Annotated in this window: 14 protein-coding genes; 9 read left to right on the top strand and 5 right to left on the bottom strand. The window is 60.5% G+C overall.

Features of this window, described 5'->3' with window-relative positions; all coding sequences use genetic code 11:
- Nucleotides 1-968 precede the first annotated feature (968 nt).
- The 9 genes from ASD01_RS22905 (at nucleotide 969) to ASD01_RS22865 (ending at nucleotide 10,270) form a co-directional block, all read left to right on the top strand.
- Nucleotides 969-1,970, top strand: coding sequence for an Lnb N-terminal periplasmic domain-containing protein (locus tag ASD01_RS22905; RefSeq protein WP_060517365.1), 1,002 nt, complete (start codon nucleotides 969-971; stop codon nucleotides 1,968-1,970).
- An 839-nt stretch (nucleotides 1,971-2,809) separates the two neighbouring features.
- A complete protein-coding gene (locus ASD01_RS22900) occupies nucleotides 2,810-3,556 on the top strand; it encodes a GntR family transcriptional regulator (RefSeq protein ID WP_034798725.1) in 747 nt (248 codons plus the stop codon).
- Between the two features lie 69 nt (nucleotides 3,557-3,625).
- Nucleotides 3,626-4,312, top strand: a complete 687-nt coding sequence (locus ASD01_RS37660; RefSeq protein ID WP_060516723.1) for an N-acetylmannosamine-6-phosphate 2-epimerase — start codon at nucleotides 3,626-3,628, stop codon at nucleotides 4,310-4,312.
- 50 nt (nucleotides 4,313-4,362) lie between these two features.
- The gene (locus ASD01_RS37655; RefSeq protein ID WP_244495299.1) at nucleotides 4,363-5,187 is read left to right on the top strand and encodes an ROK family protein; all 825 of its coding nucleotides are present in this window, start codon (nucleotides 4,363-4,365) and stop codon (nucleotides 5,185-5,187) included.
- A complete protein-coding gene (locus ASD01_RS22885) occupies nucleotides 5,184-6,518 on the top strand; it encodes an extracellular solute-binding protein (RefSeq protein WP_060644498.1) in 1,335 nt (444 codons plus the stop codon). The genes ASD01_RS37655 and ASD01_RS22885 overlap by 4 nt, the downstream gene beginning before the upstream one ends.
- Before the next feature lie 247 nt (nucleotides 6,519-6,765).
- Entirely contained in the window at nucleotides 6,766-7,653 is an 888-nt protein-coding gene (locus ASD01_RS22880; protein WP_060644497.1) for a carbohydrate ABC transporter permease, read from the top strand.
- Entirely contained in the window at nucleotides 7,650-8,471 is an 822-nt protein-coding gene (locus tag ASD01_RS22875) for a carbohydrate ABC transporter permease (protein WP_060516729.1), read from the top strand. The genes ASD01_RS22880 and ASD01_RS22875 overlap by 4 nt, the downstream gene beginning before the upstream one ends.
- A gap of 17 nt (nucleotides 8,472-8,488) precedes the next feature.
- On the top strand, nucleotides 8,489-9,550 hold the full coding sequence (locus ASD01_RS22870; RefSeq protein WP_060644496.1) for an ABC transporter ATP-binding protein: 1,062 nt from the start codon (nucleotides 8,489-8,491) through the stop codon (nucleotides 9,548-9,550).
- Nucleotides 9,551-9,868: 318 nt separating this feature from the next.
- A complete protein-coding gene (locus ASD01_RS22865) occupies nucleotides 9,869-10,270 on the top strand; it encodes a hypothetical protein (protein ID WP_060644495.1) in 402 nt (133 codons plus the stop codon).
- A gap of 240 nt (nucleotides 10,271-10,510) precedes the next feature.
- Here the strand turns inward: ASD01_RS22865 and ASD01_RS22860 are convergent, their stop codons facing one another.
- From ASD01_RS22860 to ASD01_RS22840, 5 genes are all read right to left on the bottom strand, one after another.
- Nucleotides 10,511-10,750 (bottom strand): tautomerase family protein, encoded by a 240-nt coding sequence (locus ASD01_RS22860; RefSeq protein WP_060609394.1) that lies wholly within the window; start codon nucleotides 10,748-10,750, stop codon nucleotides 10,511-10,513.
- Nucleotides 10,751-10,933: 183 nt separating this feature from the next.
- Nucleotides 10,934-11,821, bottom strand: coding sequence for a branched-chain amino acid ABC transporter permease (locus ASD01_RS22855; protein WP_176960447.1), 888 nt, complete (start codon nucleotides 11,819-11,821; stop codon nucleotides 10,934-10,936).
- 24 nt (nucleotides 11,822-11,845) lie between these two features.
- A complete protein-coding gene (locus tag ASD01_RS22850) occupies nucleotides 11,846-12,583 on the bottom strand; it encodes an ABC transporter ATP-binding protein (protein ID WP_226020830.1) in 738 nt (245 codons plus the stop codon).
- 91 nt (nucleotides 12,584-12,674) lie between these two features.
- On the bottom strand, nucleotides 12,675-13,838 hold the full coding sequence (locus ASD01_RS22845; protein ID WP_060644494.1) for an ABC transporter substrate-binding protein: 1,164 nt from the start codon (nucleotides 13,836-13,838) through the stop codon (nucleotides 12,675-12,677).
- Nucleotides 13,839-13,860: 22 nt separating this feature from the next.
- Complete coding sequence (locus ASD01_RS22840; protein WP_063979535.1) at nucleotides 13,861-15,741, bottom strand: branched-chain amino acid ABC transporter ATP-binding protein/permease; 1,881 nt, start codon at nucleotides 15,739-15,741, stop codon at nucleotides 13,861-13,863.
- Between the last annotated feature and the right edge of the window lie 149 nt (nucleotides 15,742-15,890).

Genomic DNA, 15,890 nt, shown 5'->3' with positions numbered 1-15,890 from the left:
CTTGCCAGCGACAATCAGCATGATACTTTCATCCCGACCGCGACATAAGAGTCTCATCCAGATTGTCGCCGCCGTCTCATCCTGATCGCCGCGCTATAGCAAGGCGTCGGCGGCACGTGACCATCGTGGCGAACCCGTGTCTCTCAACTACCAAAGCGATGGTTGGAACAATGCTTCCCGCTAGACGTTCTGTGCCGAACCGGAGTCAACGCAAATGCAAACCATCATTTGGGATAATCCTGTCAGGATTGGCGTGAATGGCGAGCGGTGTATCCACGGACCACACGATGCCCTGCAATATCTGAATGAGTTGCCCCAGGGCGGATGGTTCTAAGAACGCGCAAGGAATCGCTGCCATGGCGCATTAGAGCGCGGCGAAGCGCTGGATCTGTCACGGAAAGCCTTCATTGGCGCAGCGATTGAAGGTTCATTCCCGATCCTCGAGGACGACGTTCCTGCTATTCGAGAACCCTAATCACGGGTGACGGCGATTTTGCCCCTCGCCATCGACGCTAGCTCTTCCCATCCCTCGCGCGCAATTGACCTGAGGTCATTGACCACCTGAACATCGCGAACTGACCGATGAGTGCTTTGCCTGGCGGCAAACAACGGTCGCGCGAAGATGCCGAGCCAGTATACGGTTGGTGGCAGTTGACGATTTCCGGAGGTTTTCCCGTCAATAATTGACGGTTCCCTCCTCACCCCGGCTGCAACGCGCTCGTGCGGAATGTAACCGTTACGTTCTTCAGTAGTACGATATATTCGACATAATGCTGACGAAGAGCGAACCTGGGGAAATACTGTGTGGTTTAAGCGGCTCTTGAAATGGGCCAATCGAGAATGTGACGAAAGGAGTCAAACATGAGCAAGCGGCAGCCCAAACAAAGCGGCTGGCAAACTACGCGGGACCTGGAGTGTTGAGGAATCCAGGTTGGAACAAGCAAAGGAGTGGCTGGAGTCGCTGGGCTCTGGTTGTTCTGACTGTTCCGCCGGCGATTCTGCTAGCCGTGGCAGCCGCATGGGCCTCGCTTGCATTGTGGTATCGTCTTCCCGTTTCCGAATTCACAAGAGGTTTTATCGCCGGGCTCTTTGCACTTGTCGGGCTTTTGACGGTCGCCGCGCTGTTTGGCCGCTGGCGTCTCAAAGCTCTCCTGGTATTTGCAGTTGCGTTCGCAGTTGTCTTGATTTGGTGGAGGACGATCAAACCCGTCGAAGACGGTTCGTGGGCACCTGATGTTGCACGACAGGTTACAGGCGAATTTCACGGCGACCTGCTGACACTAACCAATGTTCGCAACTTCGAATGGCACAGCAGCACGGAATTCGTCGAAGGGTGGACCACGCGGACCTACGATATGAGGAAGCTCCGAACAGTCGACCTGTTCATGTCCTATTGGGCGGGGCCAGAGATTGCCCATGTAATATTCAGCTTTGGATTTGAAGGCGGCGAGCAGCTCCCGTGGTCGGTCGAAGTCCGTCGGCGGGTTGGCGGCGCGTTCTCCCCGCTCGCAGATTTGTTCAAGAGCAATCCTTTGGTGATCATCGCAGCCGACGAACGGGACGTGGTGGGCGTCCGGTCAAATTTCCGCAGCGAGGATGTTCAAATCTATCGCCTGAAGGCGTCACCTGACCAGGCGCGTGCGCTTCTGCGCGAGTATGTTACAGACGCCAACGCTCTTGCCACAACGCCGCTCTTCTACAACTCGCTTACGACCAACTGCACGACGACGGTTGTCAAGATGATGCGCGTTGTAGGAGACTCGATCCCGTTCGACTGGCGTCTCATCGTCAACGGGTATCTTCCCGACTACGCTTATGATCGGGGGGCGGTCGATACGTCAGTGTCGCTCGCAGAACTCAGAAATGCCAGTCATATCGGTCAACGTGCTCGGGACGACGGGTTGTCGCCAAATTTCTCAAAGGCAATAAGACTCGGCGTGCCTTCGCCAGTGCCGCAGGGCTCGCCTTGAAGACGACGAACGGTCATCAGGGAGCTCATCAGCAATCCGCAACAGCCTGTTTCATTCTTCGCTACGTGCGCATGTCAGTCTTCTAATGGAGTTTCTTCCCCGAGCCAACTGGGCGTGAGCCTTGCCCCGCCTTCCCCGGCGGGGTTTTCTTGTGGACGATTTTGCGGGGCGCGCCAGCCTGGAACATATGGTGTTCCCTACGCCCCAACTAACTCCATGACCTCAAAAGCAAAAGCGCCCACAGGAGATGCAGGCGCTTGGCAATACTTCAGTCTTTAAGATCGCCTTAGCGGGCGAAGGCCGTACGTGCGACGCGGTCGATGTCGGCGCGTTCGATGCCGAGGTCGCTGGAGCGTGCGATGTTCATTTGATCCCCCTTTCAATGGGCTTTCGAAGCCTGGCTGCCAGTCCGTGGCGCCTCGTTTCGCTTCGATGAACACCTTATAACTCAGGCTTTCCCTAAGTTGCAGCGCTCAAAACTCAGCGCTCCCATGTGGGAAATGCATAGGCGGTCGCCAGCCGACGGTTCAGCTGCGATGGCCATGAACCATCATGAGAGCTGTGCGTTACATGTCAGATCGTGAGGTAAAGAACATGGCGCGAACTTTTAGAAGCCAAAGCCACCGGGCGAACCTACTCCATCTTGCACTCGCGGTGCTCGCAATGCTGTTCATCGCAGCGATAGTGGCACTGCTTTAGGCTCGTGCAGGACGCCATTTGCCGCCACGGATCGGCGCCACACATTGGCCCGGCATGTGTCGCTGAGGCCGATTACGACAATACCAGTTTAAAACCTATGAAAAATTTTGCATAAGGGGTCATCCGGAAAGGTGATCCCCATGAACGATCAGACAACGCTCGAGTTTCTTGCCAGCCAAATGTCGGGCGACAGCGGCGAGCCGCTCTATCGCCGCCTTGAAGAGGCGATCAAACAGGCCATCAGCGCCTCGACACTCCGCCGCGGTTCGGTCATCCCCAGCGAGCGGGACTTGAGCGAGGGCCTTTCGATTTCGCGCGTGACGGTGCGCAAGGCGATCGAAGGGCTCGTCGCTGATGGCCTGCTTGACCGCCGCCAGGGGGCAAAGACCGTTGTTTCATCACGTGTCGAGAAATCCCTGGCCACGATGACGAGCTTCTCCGAAGATATGCGCTCGCGCGGGCTGGAACCCGGTTGCACCTGGATCTCACGTGAAATCAGCCGCCCGTCACCCGCTGAAATGATGGCGCTTGGCATTCCGGCGGGAGAAAAAATCGTACGCCTTAGACGATTGAGGACGGCCAACGACACGCCGATCGCGATCGAAACGGCATCGCTTCCCGCCCGCTTTGTGCCGGATCCGGACGCCATCGGCGCGTCCTTGTACGAATATCTCGCAGCCCACGGCGCTTTGCCTGTCCGGGCACTGCAGCGCATGCAGGCAAAGCCTGCAAGCGATGAAGAGCGACGCCTGCTCGCAACGCCCGAAGACACGAGCCTGCTCGTCATGGAGCGGCGCTGTTTCCTGGCCGATGGGCAAATTGTCGAATTCACCCAGACCAAGTACCGGGGTGACGTCTACGACTTCGTAATCGAGCTGATGAGGTAATACCAGTATAATTCCTGTTGCAATCTGGTCTTACACTGTTACCGTGAGGCCTCCATTGGGAGAGCCTGCGTGACCTTCGACATCCATAGCCTCAAGCACGGTCTGATCGTTTCTTGCCAACCGGTGAAAGGCGGCGTCATGGACAATGCCGCCATGGTTGTCGGTTTCGCCTTGGCCGCGCTCGACGGCGGCGCAACCGCCCTTCGCATCGAATCTGCAGACTATGTTCGCGCCGTGCGCCAGGCGACCGATCGGCCAATTATCGGCCTCGTCAAACGCGACCTGGAGACGTCGCCGATCCGCATCACCCCCTTTGTCGAGGACGTCGATGCTCTGGCGGCAGCCGGCGCCGATATCATCGCCTATGATGCCACTGCTCGCGAACGGCCGGTTGCGACCAGGACGCTGATCGAGCGCATTCACGCCGGCGGCAAGATCGCCATGGCGGATTGCTCTGTTTTCGCCGACGCCGAGCGCGCGCTTGCCGAAGGTGCCGAGATCGTCGGCTCAACCCTTGCTGGCTACACCGGACCGGTCGAGCCGAGCGAGCCGGACTTCGCGCTCATCGCCGCCATGCGTGGCCTCACCCCTCACGTGGTTGCCGAAGGCTGTGTGCGCACGCCCGAACAGGCTGCTCAGGCGCTGCAGGCGGGGGCCTTCACTGTCGTCGTCGGTTCCGCGATCACGCGTCCCGAACATGTGACGGCGTGGTTCCGGCAGGCGCTCGATCAAACGCTTGCCGGAAGCGAGGCTTGATCATGACTGAGCCCCGGACCGTTCTTTCGATCGATGTCGGCGGCACGAAGATGCTGGCTGCCCTTATCCGGGGAACAGAGATCGTCGACACGCACCGGATGCCGACGCCCCGCGAAGGCGACCCGACCCAGTGGCTCGCCGCACTCTTCGGTGCGATCGCGTCCTGGCGCGGTGCGTACGGCTCGGTCGGCGCCGCGGTCACTGGCATTGTCGATAACGGCCAATGGTCAGCGCTCAACCGCAACACACTCGCCATACCTGACCGGTTTCCGCTGACAGCGACGATCGAACGACTTGCTGACGTACCGGTACTGGCCGCAAACGACGCCCATGCGGCCGCCTGGGGTGAATACGCCTTTGGCGCAGGCAACCGCGAAGACATGGTCTTCCTGACGATCTCCACCGGCATCGGCGGCGGCATCGTCCTGAACGGGCGTCTGCTCGAGGGCCTCGCCGGACACTTCGGCCAATCGCGTAGTGCCGAATGGGCTGATGATGTGCTCGAAGATCGCGTGTCCGGCCACTGGATCGCCAGGGAGGCATCCCCCCACCAATCCGGCGCCACCGCGCGCGACGTCTTTGCCGCGGCCCGAAATGCCGATGACTGGGCCAGGCGCATCATCGAAACATCCGCGGGGCGAACCGCGCTGCTCTGCCGCAACATCCAGCTCACGTTGGACCCGAAACGCATCGTCATCGGCGGCAGCATCGGCCTGGCCGAAGGCTATCTCGCCGCCGTCGAACGCGCACTGGAACCGGTGCCGCCACGCCTTCGACCAGCGCTACACGCCGCCGCCCTTGGGGAGAATGCAGGGGTGATCGGCGTTGCTAATCTTGCAGAGTGTCAACAAAACTTGAGGGAGAACCAAAAATGACATTTGCGACAACGAAAAGACGTGCGCTGCTCGCCGCAGCGGGTATTGCGAGCCTGCTGGCGGCCACGCCGGCCCTTGCGGAAGTAACGGTGCTCGGCTGGCCGGGCGGCCCGGAAGAAACGGCACTGCGGGCTGCCGCCGACGCCTACAACGCCAAGTCAGACGTTGCCGAGAACGACAAGGTCGAACTTCTGTTCTTCAACCGAGACGGCTTCTGGGACAAGCTGCAGGCCGATCTCGCCGCTGGCTCGAAGGCCTTCGACCTCAACCTGCTCGCTACCTATTCGATCGGCCGTTACGCGCCGTTCATGGAGCCGGTCGAACTTTCGGGCGAAGCCAAGGCGGTCTATGGCGATTCCGTACTGTCGACCATGCAGTACCAGGGCAAGCAATATGGCGTGCCAACCGATCTCTCGCTTCACTTCATGTATTTCCGCAAGGACCTGATCGAGGCCCTGCTGAAAGATGACGCCGGCAAGGCGAAATATGCCGAGATCTCGGAGAAGTATCTCGGCAAGAAGCTGGAGCCCAAGATCCCGGACGAGTGGACCTGGGACGATTACGCCGCCACCGCGCTCTACTTCACTCAGGCGGTCAACCCGGACAGCCCGACCCGCTACGGCACGGTGCTGCAGCTCAAGAACCTTCTCTTCAACATCATGGTCTGGCAGTCGGTACCACGCGCCTATGGTGCGAACTGGAGGGACGACAGCGGCAAGATCACCGTGAACTCCGATGCCTATCGAAAGGGCCTCGAGATCTACAAGCTGCTCTACGACAATGGCGCATCACCGAAGGACTCACTGTCTTACGAATTTGCCGAGGCGAATGCCGCCTTTGCGTCTGGCCAAGTGGCCGCAATGCTGCAATGGAATGCGGCAGCCGGCGACCTGACGAGCAAGGAGAAATCCCCTGCTGTGGCAGACGTGACCGAAACGGTCGCACCACCTGCAGGTCCTCAAGGGCGCTTCACCCATATCCACGGCCTCGGTTTCGGCCTCAACAAGAATGCCGAAAACAAGGAGGGTGCGGCCAAGTTCGTGAAGTGGCTGTCTTCCAAGGAAGCGGCGCTGATCTACGCCAAAAACAACGGCGCACCAGCCCTGACGCCGGAAGTGGTCGTTGAGGTCGCCGATTCCCGGCCTGATCTCGTCAAGCTCGGCGAATTCGCCGGCAAGTACGGTTACGTCATGAACGGTGCTACGTCAGCCAAGGCGCTGTCGGTCTACGAACTGCAGGCCAAGGAGTTCACCGGTTACTGGTCCGGCCAGCAATCGATCGAGGATGCGCTCGCTAACACCGAAAAGGGCATGGCAGACCTGCTGAAGTAAGTGAAAGGGTTGCGGCGTCCACCAGGAGGCCGCAGCCCTCAACGACAAGCGGGTACCGGGGAATCTTTCTCCACCCCACTTGCCAGTGCTCCACACGGGATCCAGGTGCGCCGCGTCCGCGGTGCCAAAGAGCCATCCAGCTCAAGGATTTGGGCTGGCTAGATCTCCTGTAACAGGCACTGGGAAGTGGACCGAGGAAACACCTTGCGTCCCCTTGCCCGACCGACAACAGACACAGATCGGTGCCATGACGATAGCCAGACCGCAATCCAATGCCCCTGAGTTCCGGCTGCTCGCCACGCCGCTCGTTCTCTTCCTGCTCGTTTTCCTGGGCTTCCCGGCCCTCGTCAATCTGATCTATTCGGTCTCCGAGGTCTCCTTCGAGACGCTACGCCAGCCGACGTTTACCGGGCTCAAGAACTTTGTCTCGGTCTGGAGCGATGCGGCTTTCTGGCAGGCGAGCTGGTTCTCACTGCGCTTCGGCCTCTTGACCGCTATTCTCGAATGCCTGCTCGGGCTGTCGCTGGCGATCTTCCTGTCGCCGCTCATCGAAAAACGGAGCTGGCTGATGGCGATCCTGATGCTGCCGCTCATGGTCGCACCGGCACTGGTCGGCCTGATGTACCGCCTTGTCCTGCACGAATTCGTCGGGCCGATACCTTATTATCTCTGGACCTATTTCGGCGCCAGCATCTCGTTCCTTGGGCCCGGCTCCGCCTTCTGGACCCTGGTCGTCGTTGAGACGTTGCAGTGGACACCATTCACGCTGCTGCTTTTCTACATGGCCTATCAGGCGATCCCTTCCGAGATTGCCGAAGCATCCGCAATGGACGGGGCGCGAAGCCTGCAGCGCCTGTGGTTCATCGAACTGCCGATGATGGGCCCTACGATCGCGGCCGCGTTGCTTATCCGCTTCATCGACGGCTTCCGGGTCTTTGACAACGTCTATGTGTTGACCGGGAGCGGTCCCGGCGGATCGACGGCATCGCTGTCGATCTACATCTATGAGGCCTTCTTCAAGCAGGGCGCCATCGGCAAGGCGGTTGCCGCCTCAGTCGTCCTGTTCGTCGCCTCCTTCGCCGTGCTTTATGGCCTCAATGCTCTCGCCAGCCGGCGGAAAGGAGCCAAGCGATGATGTCAGCACTCCGTTGGTTCGTTTTCGCTGTTGCCGCCATCGGCTTGAACTTTCCGGTGTTGGTGACGCTTTCCACCTCGTTCAAGAGTGCGCGCGAGCTTTCCGGCAACCCCGGTCTCTGGGTCCAGGCCCCGACATTTGAGAACTACCGCGCCGTGTTCGAGGTCTCCGATCGGCTGAACATCTTCCTCTATCTGTTCAACAGCCTTGCTGTGGCGCTGATGGGAACGGTACTTGCCGTGGCGCTGGCGCTCCCCGCAGCCTACGCGATTGCCCGCGGCAAGATTGGCGAACGCACACTCCTGCCCTTTATTGTCAACCTGCGCGCCGTGCCGCTGATCATCTTCGCGATCCCGCTCTACATGATGTTCCAGTGGCTTGCGCTGCTTGATACGCGCCTGGGGCTGGGGCTGATCCTGACGATCGTCAACCTGCCGCTTGCGCTCGTCATCCTCGTCAACGCCATCCGTGACCTGCCCGCGGAACTCGACGAGGCTGCCCTCATGGATGGTGCAAACCGCACGCAGATCCTCATCAAGGTCGTGATGCCGCTCTGCCGGCCGGCGATCGTCACCAGCCTGATCTTCGGCTTCATCACCGCGTGGAACGAATTCCTCTTCGGCCTGATGCTGACGACCTCCAAGGCAGTTCCGGTCACGGTCGGCGCATCCTTCTTTTTTGCCGCAAGCGGCGGCGGTGTGCAGTGGGGCGTAGCATCGGCAGTGATGGTCGTCGGCGCTTTGCCGCCAATGCTGCTCGGCCTCGTGATGTACCGCCAGATCAGTGGATCGATGACCGCCGGCGCGGTCAAGGGTTGATATTCCAGGAGACACGCATGGGAACGATTTCGCTCAGGAAAGCCGGAAAGCGCTACGGCGCAGTTGAGATCATCCGGGAGCTCGACCTTGAGATCGCCGACGGTGAATTCGTCGTCATCGTCGGGCCCTCCGGCTGCGGCAAGTCAACGCTGTTGCGCATGATCGCGGGTCTCGAGGCAACGACCGACGGCCAGATTTTGATCAATGGGCGGGATGCGACGTCCGCTTCGCCGGTCGATCGTCAGCTCGCCATGGTCTTCCAGTCCTATGCGCTCTATCCGCACATGACGGTGCGGCAGAACATGGGCTTCGGCCTGAGGCTCGCCAAGGTGCCGTCGGAGACCGCAAGGGCCAAGATCGAGGCAGCGGCGGAAACGCTGAAGATCACGCCCCTTCTGGACCGCTATCCGAAGGAGCTCTCGGGCGGCCAGCGCCAGCGAGTCGCAATCGGGCGGGCAATTGTGCGCGAGCCGGTCGGCTTTCTCTTTGACGAGCCGCTTTCAAACCTCGATGCGGCGCTGCGCGTCGATATGCGACTTGAGATCGCCAAGCTGCATCGCACGCTTGGCGCCACCATGATCTATGTGACCCATGACCAGGTGGAGGCGATGACGCTGGCCGACCGGATCGTCGTGATGAAGGACGGGCGGATCATGCAGCAGGGTAGCCCGAGAGACCTCTACGAAAAGCCGGCGAACCTTTTCGTCGCGCAGTTCATCGGCAGCCCAAAGATGAACCTCCTGCCATGCCGGCGCGACCAGGGCGGCCGCCTCGACCTGAGCGGCGAAGGCGATCTAGCGCTTCCCATGCCAGGGACGGTCGAACCCGAGAAACTGGGCGCAAGGCCCGAGCACTTGGCGCTGGTTGCTCCGGAAACTGGGCATTGCCGCGGCGTCATCGAGGCGAGCGAGTATCTCGGCGGCAATATGAGCGTCTTCGTTCGCGCCGGCCGGCTCGGCCTGATCAATGTCAGCGCACCGGCCGACACACCTTTTCGCGTTGGCGAAGCCGTCGGGATCCGGATCGACGAGAGCCGGTCCTCGCTGTTCGATGGTACGGGCGCAGCAATTGGTGCCTGACACTGGGGGATCCCTCGAAGGCCTTTGAGCTAGGCAGGCGCTCAAGCGATCGGCAGCGTTCAGATGGCAAAAATCGGTTCATTGGCCGATTTCACATCAAACGCTGCGGACCCTGGCAGACGAAAGAAAAGCCTTCGATTGACCCAACAGCAAGCATGCACAATGGGGAACAGTTGAAATTTGTCGGTCGGACAGCCGACAGTGCGATTTCACATAGATACCCAGCAATCATGAGCGATAATGGTACCGAATGCCGACGAGCAACAGGGTCGTCCTGGCCGGGATGGCCCAGCGAAGTGCTCGTCGCTGTAGCGCTGAATGAAAGCCGATGAAATGTCGCGAAAGTATCTAGCACTCCAGGCCGACGGCGCCGTTGGAAAGATGGAGTTGAACCAAGAGATCGCGGCCGCGCTCGAAAGGTTGCCGGAGGATCCTTCGCTCTACTTCGATCTTGGAGAAGCACATCTGCTTATTCCGCTCGAGCAGCTTGTTAACGCGCGAATGCGCGAACGAGGCATCATCAGCGCGAACCGCTATATGCTTGCGTCGGCGCGCGGCAAGCAGGAGAAGCGAAAACCCCTCACTGTACACGCCCTTGGCAACGGGCTGTGGCTCGTGGTGGACGGGAATTCAACGCTGCTCAATGCTCGTCATTCCAATTGGCGGGCTGTACCTTGCACCACGGTTGACAAACCGACGTGGGATCCGAGCTCAGCCTGACGATCACAAGTGCAGACGTAGATCCGGGTCGCGGGGTTGGCGCCTACGGAGCCAGCGCAGGTGCCTGGTGCGCCACCCCATCCTGAATAGCGCGCTCTTCCGCTGGCAGCGCCAGCAGATGAATGAAAATTGGACACTCCAATCCTGTCAGCATGCCGGGCAAAGTGGCCGTGTGGCCGAGGCGAGCGGGGTTTGCATGGCACCCCCGCTTCATTCAAAAACGCCCTCGGCGATCACCCCCTACGACTGTGAGAGAGCCCCGTAACCCGGCCGTTTATAGAGCGTGCTTTCGTTCGCCACTATTTCCGGGTCGTAGACACTCGCATCCCACTCCGCCGGATCCACTTCTAAGATGGAAACGGAAAGCGAAGCGTCGCTTGAGCCTAGGATGGTTTTCGCAGCTTCGACCACTTTCGCGGCGAATTCCTGTTTCTGCTCCTCGGTGCGGCCAGGGAACATCTTTACGACTATGTGCGGCATTTCCATTCCATTCGTTGATACCAAGTGCCATGACGGGAAGACGACAGGGCCCAAGGGCAAGCCGCAAATCCTGCCGACCTCGACGAGCCCACAAGGTGATTGCGGACGATCAATGCCAACTCATTGCCATTGCTTGCGTCTGCACTGACCCTATCATCCCGATACCAGGTGCTTTCGCGAACATCAAAGCTTGATGACGGTCTTCTTTGCAAGCAACCCCTGCGGAGCAAAGAGCAGAACCCCGATGACGAGCAGGATGGTGAAGGCGTCGCGGTAGCTGAGCAGGCTTTCCGGCAGATAGGCTTGCAAGAACACTTCGATGAAGCCGAGCAGAAAGCCGCCGGCGACAGCGCCGGAGAGGCTGCCGAGCCCACCGATAATTGCGGCGATAAAGGCTTTGAGCACTGGCAGGAAGCCCATCAACGGATCGACACTGCCGCGCTGGGCCACCCAGAGGATGCCGGCGACGCCGGCAAGCAGGCCGGAGATCGCAAAGGCGGTAGCGACCACCGCATTGGCGCGGATACCCATCAGCCGAACGATAGCGAAATCTTCGGATGCAGCACGCATAGCACGACCGAGCACGGTCGTGCGAAGGAAGAGGTTCAGGCCGACCAGCATGATGATCGTGACGAGGATCGAGGTTCCCTGAATGAGGCCCAGATGCAGGCCGCCGATCTCGATCGTGCCAGAAAAGCTCTCGGGCATCGGCACCGGCTTCGGACGGGCGGAAATGAAGTTCTGGAAGATCACGCGCAGGATCGCGCTAACGGCAAAGCTCGTTAGAAGCAGCGTCGTGCCACTGGCGCCGCGCACCGGCCGAAAGGCGATGCGCTCCATCAGCATGGCAAGCACGATGGCGATCAAAAGAGCCGCACAGACAGCGAGCGGAAACGGCAGGCCCAGCAACAGGGCAAAGCAGAGGCCGTAGCCGGCAGCCGTCATCAGTTCGCCATGGGCGAAATTGATGAGCCCCATGATCGAAAAGACGACCGCAAGGCCAAGCGCCAGAAGCGCATAAGTGCCGCCGAGGCTGAGCGCATTGACGAGTTGCTGCAGGAACATATCCATGAATTGACCCTCCACGCGCTCGGCTCAGGCGCCGAGATAGGCGCCCTGGATTTCGGTTGAATTGCGCAGTTCGGCGGCCGTGCCCGAAAGCACGACCCGGCCGTTGGCCATGACGTAGCCCGCGTCAGCAATCTCGAGCGACAGAGAGACGTTCTGCTCGACCAGGAGGATCGTCAGGCCTTTTTGTCTCAGCCCGGCGATCAGGTCGAAGATCAGATCCACCACCTGCGGCGCCAGGCCGAGCGAGGGCTCGTCGAGCAGCAACAAGTCAGGCGACGACATCATCGAGCGGGCGATCGCGAGCATCTGCTGTTCGCCCCCTGAGAGCGAGCCGGCCTTCTGGGTGAGGCGTTCTTTCAGGATCGGGAATCGCGAGAGCATGTCTTCGCGCACCTCTGATATCGCGCCACGCGCCTTGTGCATGGCGCCGCCGAGCAGCAGGTGTTCGTCGACGGTGAGGCTCGGGAAGATGCGCCGTCCCTCAGGCGTCAAGGTCATTCCGAGCCGGACAATCTGTTCCGGCGCGAGGCCGGAAACATCCCGGCCGTTGAAAGACACACGTCCGGCCTTCTTTCCCGCCAGACCGACAAGCGCGTTCAGCGTCGAGCTCTTGCCAGCGCCGTTGGCGCCGAGCAACGTCACGATCTGCCCTTTGCCGACGGCGAGATCAACACCCTTCAGGGCTTCGACCGCACCATAGGCGACCTTAAGGCCGCTCACTTCCAGAAGCGGCTTCAGAACGGGAATTTCACTCATCATCATCGGGCAAAGTCCTTGCCGTGGATTGCAAAGCGCCGCCGGCGCAGACAGGCACGATCCCCGGGGAAATCCGGGGACCACCACAGGTGATCGATCAGGGGGCTGGAACGTCGGCGGCCGCCGGAACGCCCTGACTGATCAGCTGGCGATTGCCGCTTTCGATCTGCACCAGCGATACCGAGCGCATCGGCATCCCTTGCGTGCCGGCATAGCTGATCGGGCCGGTCACACCCTGGACGTTTTCGAGCGAGGCGATCGCGTTGCGTATGGCAACCGGATCGATACTGTTTGCCTCCGTCACCGCCGCGTCGATCACCTTGCCAAGGTCGTAGCCGTTGGCGATGTAGACCGTATCCGGCACCTGACCGTATTTTTCCTTGTACTTCACATTGAAGTCAGCAAGCGGGCTGCCTTCGCTGGCAAAGCCTGCGGTTGTAAAGACAACCCCGTCGACGGTGGCACCAAGGCCGAAGGTCGTGGGCGAATCGATGCCGTCGCTGCCGAGGATCGGCGTGGCCACCCCTGCACCGCGCAGCTGACGGATGAAGGCTGGGAAATCCGGCTCGTAGGCCGCCGTCATGATGACGTCGGGCGCCGGGTTCATCGCCTTGATCTTGGTGACCTCGGCGCCGAAGTCCTGCTGGCCCATGCTGTAGGTGCCCTCACCGAGCAGTTCGCCGCCCTTGGCTTTGAACGCAACGGCGAAATACTCCGGCAGCTTCAGAGTATAGGCGCTATCCGGCGACTTCAGGATGTAGGCCTTCTTGTAACCCTTCGCGAACGCGTAGGTCGCAAGAACAGAGGCCTGGACGTTGTCGGCCGGATAATTGCCAAACATGTAGTCGCCCACCGCAAGCGGCATGGTCGGCGTCGTGGCGCAGAAGGAGAAGGCGGGGATCTGGGCTGCCTGCGTCACCTGGCCGGCAGCAATCGACGGATCGGCATCGCAAGGCGTGATCACGATCTTGACGCCTTCGTCAACCAGCTCCTGCGCCACCAGCGCCGTCTGCGCCGCATCCGAGCGCGTATCCTTGGCGACGAGCTTGATCGGGAATTTGCCGGCAGCACCACCGGCCGCATTGATCTCCTCGACCGCCATTTCCAGACCCTTCAGCGACGGCTGGTCATAGGGTGCAAGACCGCCGGTCTGTGCGGTCGCAAGACCGATAACCAGATCGTCTGCAAATGCGGGTAGCGGCGACAACGCGATACCGCCAAGCATGGTTGTGAGGCACAGGGCCGTGACGTTCTTCTTCATCCGAAAAGCTCCCTCTTTTGATTTATGCTGGTTTATGCAGGCCCGGCGCGCCGGACGGCAGAACGGGGGTCCCGACGGGCGCGTTGCGCGCCTGCGCCGTTGAGCGGCGGCGGCCGATGTAGGCCTCGATGACATCAGGGTTAGCCTGGATTTCCGCCGGTGTGCCGATGGCGATCTGCTGGCCCTTGTTGAGCACGACGACAACATCGCAGAGCCGCATGATCAGCTTCAGGTCATGCTCGACGACGAGCAGGCCGAGGCGGTATTTCGTGCGGATGCGGTCGAGCACATGCATCAATTCCTCGGTCTCGGCCGGGTTCATGCCGGCAGCCGGCTCGTCGAGCAGCAGGTAACGCGGTTTCAGCGCCAGCGCGCGGGCGATTTCTAGCCGCCTCTGCGCACCGTAGGAAAGCGTGCCGGCCAGCCGGTCGGCAAATTCCGCGAGGCCCACTTCCGAAAGCACCGTCAAGGCACGGGCAGCGGGATCCTCACCGCCCGCCTTCAAGGCGCTCGCCGCGACCGTGACGTTCTCGATGACCGTTAGGTTCTTGAAGAGACGGATGTTCTGGAAGGTGCGGGCAAGGCCCGCGACGGGAACCGCGTGAACGGCAAGCGACGCCACATCCTGGCCATCGATCAGCACGCGGCCCGTCGACGGCGGCACGACGCCGGACACACTGTTGATCAGCGTGGACTTGCCCGCACCGTTCGGGCCGATAAGGCCAGTGACGATACCGGGCTTGATCTCGAAATTGGCGTTCTCGAGCGCCACGAGGCCGGCAAATTTCTTGCCGAGATTTTCGACCCGGAGAGAGCCGTGACCGGCTGAAGCGGCCTCGGACGCTGGCACGCTTTTCACCGACACAACGTCCTTCTCTGTGGAGAGCTTGAACCAGCCGAAGCGCTCGTCAAGTTCGCGCACACCGAAGAGGCCATCCTGCAGGCGGTACATCACGACGAGGATTGCCACGCCGATCCCGATGTCGGTGAGGCCGAAGACGGTCGGCAGCTTGAGGAAGCCGAGATCGACGCCACCCTCGAGCTTGCGCAGGAGTTCGACAATCAGCATGATTACGGCAGCGCCGCCGACGGCACCCGAGACGGTGGTGATACCGCCGAGGATCAGCATCGCCAAAAGCATGAAGGTGAGGTTGAAGTAGAAGTCTTTCGGCGAAAACGCGCCGAGGAAATGGGCCAGCAAGGCGCCAGCAGCGCCTGCAAGCACCGCACCGAGAACCCAGGCGAAGAAGCGCTGCAGTTTGACATTGACGCCGACGGCGCTCGAGGCGATCTCGTCTTCGCGCGACGCCCGAAGCTTCAAGCCAGCACTCGAATCCCGATAGAGACGCGCAACCACCACGGCAGCGATAGCAAAGGGCACCGCCACCCAGAGATTGACCGCGCGGGGAATACCAAAAAAGGTCTGGCTGCCGCGGGTGAAATCGGTCGAGGCGACGAGCACAACATGCACGATGACGAGGAAACCAAGGGTCGCGATCGAAGCCGATGAGCCGCCAAGGCGCGCCACGGGAATGCCGATCAGCACCGCGACGAGCGCAACCACGACAAGCGCAATCGCAAGTGCCGGAAGGAAGGGCATGCCCATCCCGGCCAGCCATTCCGGCAGATGTGGCAACGCTGTCTTTTGGATGATCGGATTTAGCGTCAACAGACCCGACGCATAGGCACCGATCGCCATGAAGCCGACATGGCCGAAGGAAACGATACCGGAATTGCCGGCATAGATGCCGATGCCGAGCACGGCGATGACGTTGATCATGTAAAGCGTCACCAGGCGCTCGCCGCTGCCCGGAAAGAACAACGAGGCGATGGCGGCAGCGGCCAAAAGCGGCAGCGACGCTACAAGGATACCAACGACGGTTTCTCGCCTGACGCGCACCATCCGCATTCCCCCAGATTTTGGCCCGGCCGCGTATTTTTTGGCTCGGGCCCGTTCCCGACATGAACGTTATCGCAGATCGACCAAATGTCAATCTTGTTTCAAAAAACATTATCTGCTAGCAATTATGTAACAAAAATTAGAAATCGGAA

This window comes from Ensifer sp. Root423 (assembly GCF_001426275.1).
Lineage (GTDB): Bacteria > Pseudomonadota > Alphaproteobacteria > Rhizobiales > Rhizobiaceae > Ensifer > Ensifer adhaerens.
This window is presented reverse-complemented; position numbering and strand designations above follow the sequence as displayed.

What these genes read in the sequence shown, in the direction of transcription:
- ASD01_RS22875 (WP_060516729.1), top strand. Translation starts at nt 7,650, where the DNA reads ATGATGTCAGCACTCCGTTGGTTCGTTTTCGCTGTTGCCGCCATCGGC.
- ASD01_RS22900 (WP_034798725.1), top strand. Translation starts at nt 2,810, where the DNA reads ATGAACGATCAGACAACGCTCGAGTTTCTTGCCAGCCAAATGTCGGGC.
- ASD01_RS22850 (WP_226020830.1), bottom strand. Translation starts at nt 12,583, where the DNA reads ATGATGATGAGTGAAATTCCCGTTCTGAAGCCGCTTCTGGAAGTGAGC.
- ASD01_RS22880 (WP_060644497.1), top strand. Translation starts at nt 6,766, where the DNA reads ATGACGATAGCCAGACCGCAATCCAATGCCCCTGAGTTCCGGCTGCTC.
- ASD01_RS22840 (WP_063979535.1), bottom strand. Translation starts at nt 15,741, where the DNA reads ATGGTGCGCGTCAGGCGAGAAACCGTCGTTGGTATCCTTGTAGCGTCG.
- ASD01_RS22885 (WP_060644498.1), top strand. Translation starts at nt 5,184, where the DNA reads ATGACATTTGCGACAACGAAAAGACGTGCGCTGCTCGCCGCAGCGGGT.
- ASD01_RS22845 (WP_060644494.1), bottom strand. Translation starts at nt 13,838, where the DNA reads ATGAAGAAGAACGTCACGGCCCTGTGCCTCACAACCATGCTTGGCGGT.
- ASD01_RS22865 (WP_060644495.1), top strand. Translation starts at nt 9,869, where the DNA reads ATGAAAGCCGATGAAATGTCGCGAAAGTATCTAGCACTCCAGGCCGAC.
- ASD01_RS37655 (WP_244495299.1), top strand. Translation starts at nt 4,363, where the DNA reads ATGCTGGCTGCCCTTATCCGGGGAACAGAGATCGTCGACACGCACCGG.
- ASD01_RS22870 (WP_060644496.1), top strand. Translation starts at nt 8,489, where the DNA reads ATGGGAACGATTTCGCTCAGGAAAGCCGGAAAGCGCTACGGCGCAGTT.
- ASD01_RS22860 (WP_060609394.1), bottom strand. Translation starts at nt 10,750, where the DNA reads ATGCCGCACATAGTCGTAAAGATGTTCCCTGGCCGCACCGAGGAGCAG.
- ASD01_RS22855 (WP_176960447.1), bottom strand. Translation starts at nt 11,821, where the DNA reads ATGGATATGTTCCTGCAGCAACTCGTCAATGCGCTCAGCCTCGGCGGC.